Consider the following 17662-nt stretch of genomic DNA (forward strand, 5'->3'; position numbering starts at 1 on the left):
GGTCACCACTTCACCGATGTACTGACGAACAGCAGTCCGGCGTCGTGCCGATCGACCGTGCCGCCGAATATGTCCGAATAGCCGATATCGAAATTGACATGGCCGCCGACGAGCTTGGCACCCACCGTCCAGCCAAACATGTCTCCACCATCGATGCGATAGCGCGCCTGGGACGCAATTCGCCCGTAGTCGAGGCCGATATAGGGCCGGAATTCACCGAAGATCCTGGCAAGCTCTGCGTTGTCGGCGAAAGGCTGCGTGCGCCAGACCAGATCGTTGCGGACGAAGAAGCCGTTATTGCCGTAAAGCATGGTCTCGCGCGTTCCGCGCACGGTGGAATAACCGCCAATGGAGAATTGCTCGGCTCCGAACAGGTTGTCGGGGGAGTATTGTCCGGTCACGATCGAATTGACTTCGAAGCGCTGGTCGGCAAGCTCGAACGGCCGCGTCATGGTGATCGTGCCGGTGAACTTGGAGAAGCGAGGATCGCCGTCGCCGGCCGAGGGAGCGCCTGGAGCGACCGCATCGAAGAGGTTCAGCCCCTGGCTGTAGGAGAGGTCAAAGACCCAAAGTCCTCCCAGCATGCGGCGGGAATGCGATAGGCCGAGATCGCCGACCGTATATTTGCGACTGCCGACTTCTATTCTGTTGCCAAGCAGGAAGTTGTTGGTTTCCTTGTAGGTCAAGCCAGTGTTCAGCGTCGTGATCGAATCCTTGTCACGGAAGATCACGCGGTCGGCGCCAACACCCAGTTGTTTGGAATTGCCCGACGTGTCCAGCGGCCCGAAATTCCCAGGAACCGAGCTTTCATATTCATACCAGGAGCCGTTGAGCGAGAGTGTCCAATAACCATAGGGCGCGCTGACATTGCCGGAATAGCTGTTGCTTTTGCCCAGGCCATCGTCCCGCCAAGGGTAATCCGGGCCGCTATGCTCGTATGAAAAATTCCATTGATCGTTGATGCCGAAAAGATTGTCATAGCCGACCGTGGCCGAGGACTTGGAGTATCCCGTCTGTTCCTGGCCAAGATTGCTGTTGCCGAAGGAGAGATGCCAGGGATGGTCCGGCTTGTTCTCGATATTGAGGATCGAGGTGCCGTCCGTCTTTCCCGGCAGCATGGCCGTCTTGGCATTGTTGGACGACAGGCGGTTGATCTGGTCGAGACCCTGCTCGATATCGCGCAGATTGACGATATGGTCCTTCATGCCCGGAAAGGCCGTTGCCAGCACGCCGGAGCCGGGGGCCGGTTTACCGTTGATGTAGATGTCGGACAGCGTGCCTTCGACCGCCACCAGCCGCAGCACCTTGGTTTTGGCGATGTCCTGGGCCGGCACGTAGACGCGCGAGCTGACAAATCCTTTATCGAGATAGAGGTGTGTCAGATCGCGCAGCAGACCGTTGATCTCGCCGACGCCGACGCAACGGTTCGCGTGAGGCTCGGTGACCTTGTTGATGGCAGACGCTGGGAACTGCCTGACACCTTCAATCTCGACATGGGTGATGGCGAAGCACGGACCGGCCTTCTGGCCGCCGGGCGCTGCTGGTTGCCGGGCCTCGGCCTGCGCCGGCTTCGGGGTCATCCGCCCCAAAGTCTCCAGACGCTGCTGCTCGGCCTCCTGCGCCTGTCGGCGTGCGAAGTCGTCATTGGGCGTCTGGGCTGCTGCAGGCGATATGGCAAAAGTTGCCGCCAACAAGGCGCTGGCGGTCAAAACAAGAGTGTGGCGAAGAGCAGCCGGGCGCCGGGCTGACGTCATAAGTGTATCTGCCTTCGCGTCAGTTGGAGGCAGGCTTCTGCAGCGCGTCCAGCGCCGCCGACAGACCCTTCAGCGAGAATTTGATGTTGACCTTCTGGCCATTCATCATCTGAACATGACCAACCCCATCCGCAGCTTTCGAGAGTGCCGCCACCATCTTCGCATCCAGCTTCTGCTGCGACCAGCAACCGGCCTGATTGCAGTTGCGGTAGGCCAGCTGAACCACCGGCTTGTCGCCGGCATCGATGCTCAAGCCTGCCGGCAGGTACATGTTGAGTGGCACAAGAGTGGTCAGCACGAGATCGCTTGCCGCCGGCTTCCCGCCCTTCTGTGTGGGAGAGAGCGTTGCCGGCGCCTTGGCGATCGCAAACGTCAGCACATTGACGTCCTGGTCGCCCTGCTTCACCGTCGCGATCTGCGCGACTTCGCAGTTCGTTGTCGCCGAACCGTCAGCTGCCTTGCCATCGACACAGCGGTAGTACCAGTCGTCAAATTTTTGCACACGAGCTTGCGGCGCAGGCGGTTGCTGTGCGTCGGCCGTCGCAGCAGGGCTTTGCTGAGTCCCCGTATTGGCGGGTGCTGCCGGTTGTTCCTGCGCAATGCCGAACGACGCGTATAGCGTTGATGAGACGAACACTACGGATGCGAGAGTGTTGACGGAAAACGCGTTAGACAAAGCCTTATACGTCATGCAAACCTTCCTGAAGCAAAGCCTCTCGATTGAGCAAAGAGACCCAGCTCGTCGACAGATCATCAAGTTTTTGAAACAACACTCGGCATTACGTGGCCACTCATTGGCCTGGAGCGTTACATAGCAGAACCTAAACTACGCATGCAAAAGTAGTGTGTGCACCGCACCAACACACGCTCGTTTTTGGTGAAGCGTGCTCATTCTGCAACAAAAATGCTTGTGATTTATGTCACCGTTGTCTCGCGCTGTGCCCGCCGTCAAATCTCACCGAAATTTCGGGCTGGCTTTAACACTCAGGATGTCGAGTTTCACAACGTTCTGACTCGCATTTCCATTTGACGTTGATCCATCCAGGCGCCGTGAACCCGTTTATGAATCTGCTACTTCGATATCGAAGTAGGGTCACGACGAAATGCAAAACTGGGTGAGATCGCGACGCAAATGAACACTCAGCATCTCCAAGCGTCAGATCGTGCGGCTTCTGACCAGGCAACTGGACGGCTTTGTCGCCGAGGATGCGGCGGTGCTGCGTTCCGGTCTTGTGTCGTCACATTATGTGACGGTTGACGACACCGGTGCTCGATATTCCCATAATCCGCATTACCCCGCAAAGAGGTCGGAAAGGCCCCTGCCCTTCTAGGCTTGATCTAATATCAGTGGCCTTGAAGGGAGCCGAACCGATGACCCTCGAGGCTAATTCGTACCAGTTCGTTAAAAAGATGAAGCACTGGAGCGAGTTGATCGTCTTAGTGAACAGTCGGGTTGGCTGAACCTTCAGGCTCTCAATGCATCAACGACGATCTTGAAAGCGGGTGAGTTCTGCCGACGGCTTGGATAATACAGATAGTAGCCGGGAAACATCGGTGACCAGTCGTCGAGGATCTGGACAAGTCGGCCGGAAGCGATTTCGGCGACGACGAGGCTTTCCGGCACATAAGCGATACCGTAGCCGCTGACCGCCGCGTCAATCATCGCGTAGGACGTGTTGAATGTCAGTTGTCCGTCGACGCGCACCCGGACCTCTCCACCATTCTTCTCGAACTCCCATACATAAAGCCCGCCGGCCCGCGCCTGCCGATGGTTGATGCAGTCATGACCAACAAGGTCCCGAGGCGTTTTTGGAGTTGTCCGCTTCTTTAGATATTCGGGAGAGGCGACCGCGATCAACCGCCAGTCGGGGCCGATGCGCACCGCGATCATATCCTTGTCCACGCTCTCGCCGAGGCGCACGCCCGCGTCGAACTTCTCCTCGACGATATTCCTGAAGCCGTTATCGCTGTTTAGCTCAATTTTGATGTCAGGATACTGATTGAGCACAGGGCGCAGTTTTGGCCAGACGACACTCTCTAGCGCATGATCCGAAAGAGTGATCCTAACAGACCCCGTAGGCTTGTCCCGGATTTCCATCAGTTCGTCGATCTCGGTTTCGATCTCTTCGATGCGCGGCGCAAGCGAGCGGATCAGTCGCTCTCCGGCCTCTGTTGGGGCAACGCTGCGGGTGGTTCGGGTCAGAAGGCGCAGCCCCATCCGGGCTTCCAGCTTCTTGATCGTGTGACTGATCGTCGACTGCGATGTCCCGAGCTTCGCAGCTGCCTTTGTAAAGCTCCGCTCTTCCGCAACCGCCAGAAACCAAAGCATGTCGTTGAGATCTTCGCGCTTCATCGCCGCCTCTTAGCATCATCAATTGATGTCATAGGTCGATAAGTCCAAGAGGATTGCAATAGCTAATCTTTGAACTTCGGTCGACATATATTGCCACCATGACACAACAAGCTCTCAGACGAACTGAATTTCAGGATGACGAAACGAAACCAAACCCGGTGGCAGTCAACGGGTCGGCTATGCCGAACGCAGCCTGGGGCGCGGTCGTCTCGATGGCCTTGTGCGTTGCTGTCCTGATCGCATCGGAGTTCATGCCGGTCAGCCTTTTGTCGCCGATCGCCACCGAACTGGGCGTTTCCGAAGGGCGAGCGGGACAGGCGATCTCCATCTCTGGTATCTTTGCCGTCCTCACAAGCCTCTTCGTGGCCGGACTGACACGGCAGCTGGACCGGCGGTTGGTACTCGCGTCCTTCTCATTGATCCTCGTGGTCTCCGGAACGATCGTCACATTCGCGCCGAACTATATCGTGCTGATGATCGGGCGCGCCATGCTGGGCATCGCCATCGGCGGCTTCTGGTCCATGTCGACCTCGATCGTCATGCGCCTGGTTCCCGAGGACTCTGTACCCAAGGGTCTGGCAATGCTGAACGCGGGCAATGCTATCGCGGCGACCATCTCAGCGCCGCTGGGAAGTCTGCTCGGTAGCTACATCGGATGGCGAGGCGCCTTCTTTGCCGTCGTTCCGCTCGCCCTTCTGGCGCTCGTCTGGCAGTGGATCAGCCTGCCGTCTCTATCGCCGCGTCGCGACGAAGGATCGCCCAATGTCTTCCGGCTGCTTCTGCGCCCGCAGGTCGCGATCGGCATGGCCTCGATCATGCTCCTCTTTATGGGCCAGTTCGCGTTGTTTACCTATCTGCGACCATTTCTGGAAACAGTGACGGCGGTTTCGATATCGAAGCTCTCCCTGCTGCTCTTGTTGATGGGCCTGGCAGGTGTCGCAGGGACATACCTTGTCAGCCATCTGCTTCGGAAGCGCCTGTTCAGCATCCTCGCAGGAATTCCACTGATCATGGCCATGATCGCGTTGGGCCTGATCGCGTTCGGATCGTCTTCGACCCTCACTGCCATCCTTCTTATCGGCTGGGGTCTGTTCGGCACGGCCGCCCCGGTCGGCTGGGGCACGTGGCTAAGCCGAACCATGCCTGACGATGCTGAGGCGGGAGGCGGACTTCAGGTGGCAACGATCCAACTCGCCATCACACTGGGTGCTTCTCTCGGTGGCGTCCTGTTCGATGGTGCGGGCTGGTGGACCACTTTCCTATTCGCCGCTGTCCTGCTCGCTGGTTCAGCCCTTCTCGCCGGCGCGGCATGGCGGTCAACACGCAGCTGAACACCAGCAAACGTTCCATCCAAATCATATTTCATCGCAGCGCCTTCTCAGGAGACATGCAAATGACCGACACAAAGACCCCAGACGACACACACACCTCGAACACCGGCATCGATCGTCGAAATCTGCTCAAGATGACAGGTGCCGGCGTAGCGGCGCTCGGAGCGATGTCCATTTTCGATGCCACCATTGTAAAGGCTCAAGACATGTCCAACGGGGCAGCGAACTTCTATACGAGTGACAAGGTGACCCTGCACAAAGTCACCTTCAAGACCCAGTACCAAACATCTGTCGCCGGCAACCTCTACCTCCCAAAGGATCTCGACAGGACAAGAAAGACCCCGGCTATTGTCGTCGGTCACCCGATGGGTGCGGTGAAGGAGCAAAGTGCAAACCTCTATGCCACCAAAATGGCGGAACAGGGCTTTGTCGCCATGTCCATCGATCTTCCGTTCTGGGGAGAAAGCGAAGGGCAATCCCGAAATCTTGTTTCACCCGAAGCCTATGCCGAGGCCTTCAGCGCCGGCGTCGATTTCCTCGGCTCAAGTTCTTTCGTCGATCGCCAGAACATCGGCGCGATCGGTGTCTGCGGTAGCGGTAGCTTCGTCATCAGCGCCGCCAAGATCGACCCGCGCATCAAGGCAGTCGCCACGGTCAGCATGTACGATATGGGTTCGGCGTTCCGCAACGCGCTCAACCACTCCCAAAGCGTCGAACAACGCAAGCAGTTCATCGCGACAGCTGCCGAACAGCGCTGGGCAGAGGCCGGCGGCGCGGATATCCAGTATATCGGCGGCACCACGCTTGAACTGACAGCCGACACTGATCCCATCCAGCGCGAGTTCTACGACTTCTACCGGACGCCGCGTGGGGAATTCACACCCGCGGGCGTTACCAGGCGGACGACGACAAAGCCGACGCTGACCAGCAGCGTCAAGTTCATGAATTTCTATCCGTTCAACGACATCGAGACCATCTCCCCGCGACCGATGCTGTTCATCTCGGGCGACCAGGCCCACTCGAGGGAATTCAGCCAGGACGCCTATAATCGGGCCTCGGAGCCGAAAGAACTCGTCTGGGTCAAGGGTGCCGGCCATGTTGATCTTTATGACCGCGTCGATCTCATCCCCTTCGACAAGCTGAAGAGTTTCTTCGACCAGCACCTCGTCTAAAGCCAAGAGGCCGAACGTCAACCGAGGCTTCTCGGCTTCATCCCCACCTCGTCTCGGCTGATGTGTGTCCGACATTCAGCCGAGACGCGCGGGACGAGCCCATCCCAAGTCCAGCGGTCTGTTTAGCGGCAAAGCCAAATCGGCCTCTCTTATGGACGGCGGACCGAGCAAACGGGCGTGATGCCCTTTCACGATCTATTCAAAGGGTGAAGCCTATGAGACTGTTTCGCTGGTCCGGCTTGGTGGTCGCGCCCCTCGCACTCGTCCTGACGGGCTTTTTTGTCGTTGAGACCGAGCTGTCACCGACCTTAGCACTTGCGGCATCCAACTCGGTGACGTTTCCACCGCTCGAACAGCTCGAGCATTACACCACGGTTCGACGCGGGATCACGCGCGAGCATATGCTGACAAGCCCGGCCGCTCTCTCGGCGCTTAAAGCCGGTCAACCTGTTCCGACAGGCACGCATATGGTTCTCGTCGATTATCAAAGCGACGTCCTGACGCGCTACCTCGTGGCACAGAAGGTTGGAGCCGGCGCGGATCAATGGGAATACCAGTGGTTCTGGCCGGACCGTACAGTCAAGGCGGATGAGAATGTCGCCCGTTGCTACTCCTGCCACCGATCGCGTCAGTCCGAGCAGTTCATGTTCACCCTGAGCGGCGCTATTTCCGATGATGATCCGCTGTGAGGGAGATGAGGAACTGCAATGCTCAGGTTAGCTAGGGATCGTCTGCTTCTTCCTGCCGGCATGGCGGGCTTGATCATTTTGGCCCTCGCCTACTGGTGGCTAGACAACGCTCCGCATGAAATCTTTGGCACAGCGATGTTCGGGCTCCTCGCTTGGCACCTGATCATGAACAGGCGCTGGTTCCTGAAGCTCCGCGGCCGCGGCGGCCGTTACGATGCCCACCGATGGCTGGTCCTCGTGACACATGCCTGGCTTGGGATAACCATGGCGGTGCTGGTCGTGACCAGCGTGTTGATCTCACGCTCGGTCCTGAACTTCGCCCAGTTCACCGACAATGTCAGCATCATCGAACTCCACTGGTTCTCGGCGTACTGGGTCGCAATCATCATTGCCGTTCATGCCGGCACCCACTGGACGCGTGTGATGACGGTGGCAGCGAACGTCTTCGGGCTCTCTCCGTCAGTGATCGGAACCGTGGTATTACGGCTGATTGCCGGGTTGCTCCTTGGCTTTGGCGCCTGGAGCTTTGCTGTTCTTGGCGTATCGACCAGGCTGATGTTCGGGTACAGCCTGGAATTCTGGGACTTTACCAAGGCGGTGTCGCCGTTTTTCGCGCACTGGGCAGCTGTAATGGCGGGCGGGACAGTGCTTTCCCACTACGCCATGGTCTCTCTGAGATCGGTCGATAAGTTTCGTACGCCCACAACGAAAGGTCAAACATGAAGCGGATTCATGACGCAACCTTTATCGCAGCTATTCTAACGCTTAACCTTGGAGGATCCGCCTTGGCGCAGGACCGCATTCTGATTTCGTCCGGCTGGGGTAATGTCACCGCCGAACTGGCTGACAACGCAGCCGCTCGCGCCCTTGCCGGGATGCTGCCGTTGACGATCGAAATGGATGATCATCTTCGTCAGGAAAAGACAGGCGATCTGCCGGCCGCGTTGCCGACCGCTCCTCGTCAGCTCGAATTCTCTGCCGGTACGCTTGGCCTGTGGAGCTCGGGCGACTTCGTCATCTATTACCGTGACGGCCGCGTGCCGCAGCCGGGGATCGTGATCTTGGGTCAGGTCCAAGGCGATGTCTCGATCTTCGACCGGCCCGGTAACGTCACTATCAAAGTCGGAAAGGCTCGCTGACCAATCCCCGGAGGTATGGCTGCGATTGGGCCTCCAATGCTTGTTTTATCGCCCTGTCTCCGGCGCTCACGCTGACATCAATTGCTCGCGAACTCAAGAGCGAGTTGCTGCTCTTGAAGGGTATAGAACCCGCGGCCTCCTAAGAGGCAGTAAAATATCTTTATATTTTTTAATTATAACAACTACTTAAGGCGCCGGAAAGCGATATGCAGAATTATGGAACTTTTCGGCCGGATTCCAGAATGCGTCTTACCATTCAGCGCATAACAATTTACGCCCGAACAAGAAGGGGCCGCCTGCCACTGGGAGTGAACAAGCGACCAAATCATTTTATCTGTAAAATCTGAACCGCGTTGGAGACGCTGGCCGCAGGAGATGTTGAAAGGCTCCTCTAAGGCGTAAGAACAAGGTCCAATGCTTCTGCCGCAGCAAATGCGCGAGCATCCGGCCAATCTTTATCGAATGCTACGGGCGAGATACGAGCTGGAGCGCCTACCGCAAGTGAAAACGGCGGAACATCGTCGAGCACAACGCTTCCAGCACCTATGCGAGCCCAATCCCCAATTTTAACATTCCCGAGTATTTTGGCGCCTGCGCCGACGAACGTCCCGCGGCCTACCTTTGGGTGCCTGTCACCTCGCTGCTTGCCTGTTCCTCCAAGAGTGACATTGTGAAACAGAGTCACATCATCGCCAACGACCGCAGTTTCTCCGACCACAATGCCGGTGGCGTGATCTAGAAGTATTCCTTTCCCAAACAAAGCGCCCGGATGGATGTCAACCCCAACTGTGACCGACATACGTTGTTGTAATGCCGAGGCGATTGGATGACGGCCGTCAAGCCAAAGCTGGTGCGCAACACGATGAAGCGATAGAGCGGCAAACCCTTTCAGAAACAAGAATGGTGTCAGCAGGTCCTTGGTCGCGGGGTCGTTGGCACGTATCGCTACGAGGTCAGCACAGGCAGCTATTTCGATCTCTTCATGATTCACAAGAATGGTCGATACCAAATCACGGAAGGCAGCAAATTGAAGGTCGTCACTCGCAAAAATCGAAGAAAGCCGGATCGACAATGCGGAACGGAAGCTATCCGCCTCCAGCACTGTACGGTGCAATGTGCGGGCAAGAGTGGGTTCGGCAGCGGCCCATGCAGCCGCGGACCGCTGGATGTCAGCCCAATTGGAATCGATCCCAATATTTGTTGAACGCAAATATTCTCCTTGATGGGGCAGACTGATTGTCGATGGTTTGGGGGGCGCCATTGCGATAATCCTTCTCCAGAAGTCCAACTCGCAAGAAAGGGGACAGGCAACCCAACCTGATCAGTGTCTGGAACGCCTTTCGAATATTGTAGGATTGAGCACTAAGAGGCCGGAGCACATGATCAAGGCTATCCCGACGATCGTGAACGTGTCAGGCAAGTCTGCAAAAAACACAAAGCTCCAGAATGCCGCGAATATGAGATAGGAGTAGTCGAACGCTGCTATCGTCGCCGGCGGCCCAGACTGGTATGCTTTCGCCAGCCCGATCCCGATTCCCACGATCAGAAGCGCAAGTAAGCTGGTAACGCCCCATTCTCGTGGTCCCATCGAAATCCAGTTGCCAATCAGAAACCGGTAGAGCGATTGTGACGCTGGCGATAAATTCAAAAGCAGGAGCCCCGCCGTCGCTGCCCCACCGACGATCAGAAGCGCATAGTTCAGAGCCAAAGCAAGAACGATCGGTCGCTCGTTGGCACACTTCGAACGCGTTATAACCGCGGCCAGAGCGTAAAAGATCGCTGCCGCCACTGGGATCATTGCCGCCGGTGAGAACGCATCACCACCTGGTCGAATGATGAAGAGTACACCGACAAAACCCAGAATTATTGCAATCCAGCGGCCTCGGCCCACCGACTCACCAATCAGAACTGCCGAAAACAAGGTGATGAACAGCGGTCCGGTGTAAAGCGAGGCCGCGATTGTAGAGAGACTGAGGACAGGTACACCAGCATAGATCGCGATGTACATCAGGACCAGCAGCAGGCTACGCAACATCGTCCATCCAAAGGAGATCGGGCGAATGTCATGAAGTGGCCCCGCAAAGGCCACCCCACTAATCATTGGAATCGCAATCAGCGAGCGCACGACAAACACCTGCCATAGTGGCATCTGCGAACTGACGGATTTCACAATCGCATCGGCAAAGGCCATAGCAAAGACAGTGATAACAATCACCAAAACTGCAAGCACGGGCTGGTCCGCTCGACCCGAGACAGGCAGGGACTTGCTGATCTCAACCAACGCGACCGGCCTCTCTTTCTATTTTTAAGCTGCAATTAGAACAAAGTTCTCTTTTCCGTACTGATTCACAAACGAAAAATTATACGGCTATATTGAATTGAAGCTCACAGATGAACGGCGGGGATTGTGAAACGTAAATTACCTCCTCTGGCATCCCTTGCTACCGCTGCGGCGATAGCCCAAGAGCGGACATTCACTGCCGCTGCCGAGAAACTGCACGTCACACCGTCGGCGATCAGTCACCAAATTCGTGGCCTGGAAGACTGGCTGGGATTTGCTCTGTTCCGAAGAGACGTGCGATCTGTTCGGATAACCGAAGAGGGAGCTGCCTACCTCGAGAAAGTGTTGGCGATACTCAACAGCCTCGAAAGCATTACGCTCGAGGCCATGGAGCAAGCAGGAAAACAAAAGCTGCTTCGTATCCAGACCACAGATTCGCTCGCAAGCCGATGGCTTGTTAACCGGCTTCCCGGCTTTCAGGCGAACCATCCAAACCTGTCAGTTAGGATCCTGACTCGAGAATATACAGAGGGATATCACTCTAGCGATGCCGATATTGCCATCTTGTATGGTCGCGGCGATTGGCCGAATTTCATAAGCAATCTCATCCTCCCGGAGGCTATAGTGCCGGTGTGTAGTCCCGAGCTTCTTCGTGACGATCCGGTGGAAACACTACGTGGCAACAGTTTGCTTCACGACGATAACCTGGGAACGACCTGGGAAGACTGGTTAGCGTTTGCTGGCATTGAGATGCCTCTCATCAACAACTCACAGCATGTGCATGGACTGCATTTCAACCATTCGCATTTGGCACTACAGGCTGCGGAACAGGGAGCTGGCATCGTTTTGGCAAGCGTGCCTCTGATCATGGATGCGCTTCTTAGCAAGAAACTAGTTGCTCCATTTGAACAGCAGTTGGAGACCGGCTTTGGCTATCATCTCGTTCAAAGTGTTGATGTAGACCAGCAAAGGAGGAGCCGAACGCTTGTCGAATGGCTCATGGCTCTTCGCGAGGGAAAGTAATGCATCCTCCGTTTCGGCATCCGGGCCGGTCGGTGTGGCGTTCCGGATCATAAGCGCCGCATGTCGTAGCATTACCTGCAGATCGGCCCGGGGCAGATAAGCATTTGTCTCCCGCCATTCCTTCATGATTCGGCAGGATAAAGCGGTCTATCACGAGATATCCGATATCGGTTCCCAATCGCGCCACCGATTATTGCCGTGATGAGAGTTGCGGGAATGCCGATTGCGTTGCCCATCGCAGCAACGCCCACGCCTCCAATCATAATTCCCGCCATTGCTCCTAGAGGGCGCTGGTGCACGGATCAAATTTCAATAGTTCCCGCCTATGTAGCTTCGATCGAAAACAGCTTGATTGATCATCCATGCCACACAAACATAACGCTGCTCGCCGTCATCACATCGGCAAAATGAAGTTCAAGGTGACGAACTGGGCCGAGTATGATGCGGGTCTGCGCCAACGTGGCAGTCTGACCCTTTGGGTGACGTCGGAGGCTGTTGATGGTTGGGCAGCGCCACGACGCAAGACAAGAGGAGGCCCGTCGCGTTATTCCGATCTGGCGATTGAGACCGCCCTGACCCTGGGGCTCGTATTCGGCTTGCGGCTGCGCCAGGCGGAGGGCTTTCTGACGTCCGTGCTGCGGCTGATGGGACTGGATCTCGGCGTTCCCGATCAGCGTCAGCCGCTCCCGAGAAGGCTTGCCTTCGTTGGCCGACAGAAAGCGTTCGATCTCGGCTTTCCAGGCGCCGGTCTTCGGCAATGGTTGCCGTTCTCGCTCATAAGAGAAGTCGGTCTCATCAGAGCGCAATATCTTGCGGACCGTATTGCGGGACACATGCAGCTCCCAGACGATCTTCTTCACCGACCAGCCCTGCACATGGAAGGCTCGACGAACACGCGCAATCGTATCCACTCGCGTCAACTCCCCCTCCGTCCGCCATCAAAAGACGGATGGTCAGACGAAACAGGAGGGGGGGCAAAATTGGACGCCGGTCACCCCGCCAGTGGGGTCAAAATTCCACGCCGAAACACAGCACCAAAAGCGGACTACAGCGCCCGCTCGAACAGTTGAACAAGATGGCCGCCAGGGTCGCGAAGGGTCAGTACGCGACCATGCGATCCCATATCGCGGAATTCCAACACCTCCACGCCGCTTGCGGCGAGCTTTTGCCTTCGATCATCCATGTCATCGATCTCGAAGACCGGAATTGCGCCCAACGGACTGTCCTGCGGTCCAGCGGGATATTCCTCGATCGCCCCAATGGCAAAGTTCGTGCCGCCGGCGGTAAACTGCACCCAGCGACTACCGTCGGCGAATTTTACCTCCAGCCCCAACTGGTACTCGTAGAAATCCCTGGTCGCCGCGATATCCCCTGCCACCAGCCACGTATTCTGCAGACGCTTTACAGGCATCGTCCCTCCCGCTTCAGTAGACTGTCCAGCCGGCATCCGCGACGATACAGGCTCCGTTGATATAGGCGGCACCCTCCGAGGCCAGAAACACGGCAACGGGCGCGATGTCGTCCCCCGTCGCCTGCGGTGGTCGGGTCGGCAAACCCTTCGTTCTCAGCTCCCATCCCGATGGAGACGGCTCGCTGCCTGATGCAATATTGGTCTTCACCGATCCCGGTGCAATGCCGTTGCAGCGTATGCCGCGATCACCATAGGCCGCCGCCACCGAACGGGTAAGACCAAGAACACCGTGCTTCGTGGCCGTATAGGCAAATCCCGCCCTGCCCCCTTGGAAACTTGCGATGGAGCAGGTGTTGACGAAAACGCCGGCGCCGCGTTGTAACATGCCAGGCAGCGCGGCACGGGTAACCAGGAACGGGCCGGTGAGATTGACATCAAGCACATGCTGCCAAAGTGCATCGTCGGTCTCGTCGACGGGCGCCATACGGTCGAGTACACCGGCATTGTTGCAGATTACCGCCGGCGGACCGAAACGAGCTTCCACCGCCGCCAGCATACCGGCGATTGGTTCCGGTTTACTGACATCCGCAACATGGGTTGCAAAGCTGTCGGGTGCGCCGATGATCGCCGCCGTCTCCTCCAGCCTTTCGGCACTGAGGTCGGCGGCGAAGACCCGGGCGCCGGCCGTCACGAAGGCCCGCGCCATCGCCCGGCCGATGCCGGATCCGGCGCCAGTGATGATTGCCACTTTCCCATCCAGACGCGTCATGAAGTCTTGCTCCCTATTCAATTGATCATGCGCCGTAAAAACTGCCGGCGCGATAGACCAGTCCGGGGCGGCCGGGCTGTACGCGAGCGGCAACCACCGAGCCGATGAAAATGGTGTGGCTTCCCCAATCGAGGGTTCCGGCCGTGCGGCAATCGAAGACTGCAAGCGCATCGGCAAGCACCGGCGCGCCGGTCCGCATATTCTGCCAATCGCCGAGATCGAAGCGTCTTTCGCCACGAATGCCGTCGCGCCCGGCAAAGCGGCTGGCGACCTCGCTCTGTTCGGCCGCCAGCACATTGACGCAGAAGAAGCCGCTCTCGCAGATCGCCGTGTACCCGTCGGAACTGCGGTTGATGCAGGCAAGCAGCGTCGAGGGTTCGGCGGAAAGTGAACAGACGGCGGTCGCCGTCAAACCACGCTTTCCGTCCTTCGAGAGCGTGGTGACGACAGTGACGCCGGCGGCGAATTCGCGCATGGCAGCACGAAAATCGTCCGCGGCCACGGGCGGGTCGATACAGGTATTTGCCACCGATCCGAATGACATGTTCATTTCTCCTCTCCCAGATAGGCACTGCGCACGCGGGGATGGTTGAGCAAATCCTCACCCGAGCCGGAAAGCGTGACCTCGCCGGTATCCAACACGAAGGCATGATCGGCAATCTCGAGCGCGCGGTAGGCATTCTGCTCCACCAGCAGCACCGTCACACCCTGCCGATTGATGCTCTGCACCGCATCCAGAACGGTATCGACGATCTGCGGCGCAAGGCCCATCGTCGGCTCGTCCAGCAGCAGCACGCCGGGCTTGGTCATCATGGCGCGTCCCATCGCGACCATCTGCTGCTCCCCGCCCGACAGCGTGCCGGCAAGCTGGCGCCGCCGCTCGGCAAGGCGCGGGAAAAGCTCGAATATCTCGTCCAGATCCTGCTTGCGCCCCGTCTTGTCCTTGCGCGCGAAGCCACCGATCTCGAGGTTTTCAAACACCGTCATTCGCCCAAACAGGCGCCGCCCTTCCGGGACCTGCGCAAGACCTTCGCGCACCCGCAAATGTGGCGGGAGCGCCGTGATGTCCTCCCCCTCGAGGAATACGGCGCCGGATCGCACGTCCCGCAAGCCGCAAAGCGCATTGAGGATCGTGGTCTTGCCGGCGCCGTTCGCGCCGACGATGGTGGCGATGGTACCGGATGCGACCCGGAAGCTCGCGTCGCGCACCGCGGCGATCTCACCATAGGCGACGGTAAGGTTTCTGACTTCGAGGGATTTCATTCGACGGCCACCTTCCTGTCCGCTTGCGGTGCCCGGACACGGCGACTGCCGAGATAGGCGGCGATTACCCGCTCGTCGGCCTGGATTTCCGATGGCGTCCCTTCCGTCAGGACTGTGCCGCGATCGATGACGGTGATGCGTTCGGCAACCGCCATCACCACCTTCATGTGATGCTCGATCAGGATGACGGTGATACCGAGCCGGCTTCGGATCCGTTCGATAAGCTCCACGAGTGCGACACCTTCCGCCGGGTTCATGCCCGCCGCCGGCTCATCGAGCATCAGAAGACGCGGACCGGCAACGATGGCCCGGGCAATTTCCAGCCGCCGCTGGTCGCCATAGGAGAGATGCCGGGCAAGCTCGTTCGCCCTGTTTTCGATGCCCGTGAAGGAGAGGATTTCGTGGGCCTTCTCCCTCGCCTCGCGCTCCTCCCTGCGATACCGGGGCGTGCCGACAACAGCCTGCCATATTGGGCATGACAGCCGGCGATGCAGCCCGACCAGAACATTGTCCACCGCCGTCATATCCGGAAACAGCCGGACGTTCTGATAGGTGCGGGCAATGCCGTATCGCGCCACACGATGGGCGGGAAGGCCATCGATCCGCTCGCCGGCGAGATGGATGGTTCCGGCGGTAGGCTTGACGAAGGCGGTGATGCAGTTGAACAACGAGGTCTTGCCCGCGCCGTTCGGTCCGATGATGGCATGGATGCTACCGGCGGCAATGCTCAGATGAACATTGTTGACCGCATGCAGGCCGCCAAAGCTCTTGTAGAGGCCATCGACTTCCAGAAGGTTTGCCGTATCAACCATGGGAGGCCCCCTTTCCGGCGGAAGCGACCTTGACCGGCCACAGTCCCTCGGCACGGACATGCATCATCACGACGAGCGCCAGACCGTAGAAGAGGTAGCGGAACTCGCCGAACTCACGCAGCAGTTCCGGCAGGCCGATCAGCACGGCCGCGCCGACCAGAACGCCGGGCAGGCTGCCGAGCCCACCGATGACGAGGATCGCCAGTACATTGATCGACACCAGAAGCTGAAACGAGGACGGGAAGACAGAACCAATCAGCACCGCGAAGACGGCGCCTGCCGCCCCGGCAAAGGCCGCGCCGACGGTATAGGCAACCAGCTTCGAAGCGACCGGATCGATCCCGAGCGCCTGCGCGACATCCTCATCCTCGCGTATGGCAAGCCAGGCCCTGCCGATGCGCGAGCGCTGAAGCCGCCAGGAGATGAAGGCGACCACGGCCGCAAGCGCCAGCGCCAGATAGTAAAGCTCGGTGGGTTGGTTCAGCACGATGTCGCCAAGCATGGGCCGCTTGATACCGATCATGCCTTGCGAACCGCCAAGGATCGGCGCCAGGGCGTCGGAGAGGACGAGAACCCGGACGATTTCACCAAGGCCGAGGGTGGCCATGGCCAGATAGTCACCGCGCACGCGCAGCACCGGCAGACCGAAGAGAAAGCCGGCCGTGGCGGCTAAGCCGATCGCAATCGGTATGGCCAGCCAGAAGGAGATGTCGGCGATCGCCAGCGGCCCATCGGAGCAGAGCAGCGCGATCGTGTAGGCGCCGACCGCAAAGAAGGCGACGAAGCCGAGATCGACAAGGCCGGCAAGCCCGAGCTCGACATTCAGTCCCATGCCCATCAGCATGTAGAGCGCGACCAGCATGGCAATCTGCGCCACGAAATCGCTGGTGATCATCGGCAGCAGCAGAACAGCGACCAAAAGTGCTGCAAGCCCAAGCCGCGAATGTCCGTTGCGCTGAGATGTGGGCCGCCGGGATTTCGTGCAGGAGATTAGCGCTGCCGCAGCGATGAGGATGCCACAGGCCAGCGGATTGAGCCCCATGGAACCGAATGCCGCGCGAGCGAGCGAGGTACCGCCCGGAAGATTTTGTATCGTGGCAACAAGAACGTCGCGAAACAGACCGGCGATGAGCGCCGTTGCGAGGCCCGTCAGGATCGCGCGGCGCAGATTTATGCTCAGCTGGGCAAGTCCTGCTCCGGCAAGGGCGAAGACCAGAGAACCCGCCAGGATGACCGCAAAGGACTGCCATGACGCTCTCGCGAAACCGAAGCTCATGGCATTGAGCAGCATCGGACTGGCGGCCACGAGGATCGTGCGGATATTGGTCGTCGCGACCAGGACCAGCATGAGAATGAGGCAGATGGCGGCGATGAGACCGGCGACAGCGCCCCAAGCAAATTTGGGCGCTTTGGATAGGCCGATTTCGTCCGCGGCCCTAGCGCCGCAATAGCCGGCAACGCATGCCGTGACCGCGAGCACGATCTGCGAGAGGGTAAGCATGCCTTCGACGATGAAGCGCTTGTCCATGAGGACATAGGCGCCGATTAGCGCAAAAGCCACGGCAGAAAGACCGGCGAGTACGCCGATGCGCAAGGCTTCTCGCGCCGCGCTCCGGCGTTTGCGCACAAGCCTGTAGGATGAGGTGACGACGTTGAAGGACATGA

The 17662-nt window shown here is 58.5% G+C and carries 17 protein-coding genes and 2 pseudogenes; 7 read left to right on the forward strand and 12 right to left on the reverse strand.

From position 1 onward, the window contains the following. Nucleotides 1-2: 2 nt before the first annotated feature. From EX00_RS28740 to EX00_RS28750, 3 genes are all read right to left on the reverse strand, one after another. Nucleotides 3-1754 (reverse strand): ShlB/FhaC/HecB family hemolysin secretion/activation protein, encoded by a 1752-nt coding sequence (locus tag EX00_RS28740; protein WP_047465530.1) that lies wholly within the window; start codon nt 1752-1754, stop codon nt 3-5. Between the two features lie 19 nt (nt 1755-1773). Next, the gene (locus EX00_RS28745; protein WP_047465533.1) at nt 1774-2445 is read right to left on the reverse strand and encodes an invasion associated locus B family protein; all 672 of its coding nucleotides are present in this window, start codon (nt 2443-2445) and stop codon (nt 1774-1776) included. 774 nt (nt 2446-3219) lie between these two features. Next, nucleotides 3220-4107 carry a LysR family transcriptional regulator gene (locus EX00_RS28750; protein ID WP_047465535.1) on the reverse strand — a complete coding sequence of 296 codons (888 nt, stop codon included), beginning with the start codon at nt 4105-4107 and terminating at the stop codon, nt 3220-3222. A 179-nt stretch (nt 4108-4286) separates the two neighbouring features. On the opposite strand from EX00_RS28750, the gene EX00_RS28755 reads away from it, so the two are divergent. The 5 genes from EX00_RS28755 (at nt 4287) to EX00_RS28775 (ending at nt 8438) form a co-directional block, all read left to right on the forward strand. After that, the gene (locus EX00_RS28755; RefSeq protein ID WP_047465538.1) at nt 4287-5438 is read left to right on the forward strand and encodes an MFS transporter; all 1152 of its coding nucleotides are present in this window, start codon (nt 4287-4289) and stop codon (nt 5436-5438) included. A gap of 62 nt (nt 5439-5500) precedes the next feature. Then, entirely contained in the window at nt 5501-6610 is a 1110-nt protein-coding gene (locus EX00_RS28760) for an alpha/beta hydrolase (protein ID WP_202903785.1), read from the forward strand. 215 nt (nt 6611-6825) lie between these two features. Continuing rightward, entirely contained in the window at nt 6826-7299 is a 474-nt protein-coding gene (locus EX00_RS28765) for a hypothetical protein (protein WP_047465542.1), read from the forward strand. An 18-nt stretch (nt 7300-7317) separates the two neighbouring features. Continuing rightward, nucleotides 7318-8022, forward strand: coding sequence for a hypothetical protein (locus EX00_RS28770; RefSeq protein WP_052210993.1), 705 nt, complete (start codon nt 7318-7320; stop codon nt 8020-8022). Between the two features lie 62 nt (nt 8023-8084). Then, the gene (locus EX00_RS28775) at nt 8085-8438 is read left to right on the forward strand and encodes a cyclophilin-like fold protein (protein WP_234709133.1); all 354 of its coding nucleotides are present in this window, start codon (nt 8085-8087) and stop codon (nt 8436-8438) included. Between the two features lie 391 nt (nt 8439-8829). On the opposite strand, the gene cysE is transcribed toward EX00_RS28775, so the two are convergent. Both cysE and EX00_RS28785 read right to left on the reverse strand, forming a co-directional pair. Next, complete coding sequence (gene cysE, locus EX00_RS28780) at nt 8830-9699, reverse strand: serine O-acetyltransferase (RefSeq protein WP_080761346.1); 870 nt, start codon at nt 9697-9699, stop codon at nt 8830-8832. A 60-nt stretch (nt 9700-9759) separates the two neighbouring features. Beyond that, nucleotides 9760-10719, reverse strand: a complete 960-nt coding sequence (locus EX00_RS28785; protein ID WP_202903786.1) for a DMT family transporter — start codon at nt 10717-10719, stop codon at nt 9760-9762. A gap of 126 nt (nt 10720-10845) precedes the next feature. Between EX00_RS28785 and EX00_RS28790 the strand changes: the two genes are divergently transcribed. Beyond that, nucleotides 10846-11742 (forward strand): LysR substrate-binding domain-containing protein, encoded by an 897-nt coding sequence (locus tag EX00_RS28790; protein WP_052210996.1) that lies wholly within the window; start codon nt 10846-10848, stop codon nt 11740-11742. A gap of 362 nt (nt 11743-12104) precedes the next feature. Further along, nucleotides 12105-12413: pseudogene (locus EX00_RS31330) on the forward strand (transposase); the annotation flags it as partial. On the opposite strand, the pseudogene EX00_RS32320 reads toward EX00_RS31330, so the two are convergent. From EX00_RS32320 to EX00_RS28825, 7 genes and pseudogenes are all read right to left on the reverse strand, one after another. Continuing rightward, a pseudogene (locus EX00_RS32320) lies at nt 12411-12662 on the reverse strand (IS21 family transposase); the annotation flags it as partial. The pseudogenes EX00_RS31330 and EX00_RS32320 sit on opposite strands and share 3 nt — an antisense overlap. A gap of 125 nt (nt 12663-12787) precedes the next feature. Continuing rightward, the gene (locus EX00_RS28800) at nt 12788-13153 is read right to left on the reverse strand and encodes a VOC family protein (protein ID WP_047465548.1); all 366 of its coding nucleotides are present in this window, start codon (nt 13151-13153) and stop codon (nt 12788-12790) included. Nucleotides 13154-13166: 13 nt separating this feature from the next. Next, entirely contained in the window at nt 13167-13922 is a 756-nt protein-coding gene (locus EX00_RS28805) for an SDR family NAD(P)-dependent oxidoreductase (RefSeq protein ID WP_047465550.1), read from the reverse strand. 25 nt (nt 13923-13947) lie between these two features. Continuing rightward, nucleotides 13948-14466: a flavin reductase family protein gene (locus EX00_RS28810; RefSeq protein ID WP_234709134.1), complete on the reverse strand. Its 519-nt coding sequence runs from the start codon at nt 14464-14466 to the stop codon at nt 13948-13950. 2 nt (nt 14467-14468) lie between these two features. Continuing rightward, nucleotides 14469-15185, reverse strand: a complete 717-nt coding sequence (locus EX00_RS28815) for an ABC transporter ATP-binding protein (protein ID WP_047465552.1) — start codon at nt 15183-15185, stop codon at nt 14469-14471. Continuing rightward, nucleotides 15182-15997, reverse strand: coding sequence for an ABC transporter ATP-binding protein (locus tag EX00_RS28820; protein WP_047465553.1), 816 nt, complete (start codon nt 15995-15997; stop codon nt 15182-15184). The genes EX00_RS28815 and EX00_RS28820 overlap by 4 nt, the downstream gene beginning before the upstream one ends. Beyond that, nucleotides 15990-17660: a branched-chain amino acid ABC transporter permease gene (locus EX00_RS28825; RefSeq protein ID WP_047465554.1), complete on the reverse strand. Its 1671-nt coding sequence runs from the start codon at nt 17658-17660 to the stop codon at nt 15990-15992. The genes EX00_RS28820 and EX00_RS28825 overlap by 8 nt, the downstream gene beginning before the upstream one ends. Nucleotides 17661-17662 lie beyond the last annotated feature (2 nt).

This window comes from Martinezella rhizogenes (assembly GCF_000799715.1).
Lineage (GTDB): Bacteria > Pseudomonadota > Alphaproteobacteria > Rhizobiales > Rhizobiaceae > Rhizobium > Rhizobium rhizogenes_C.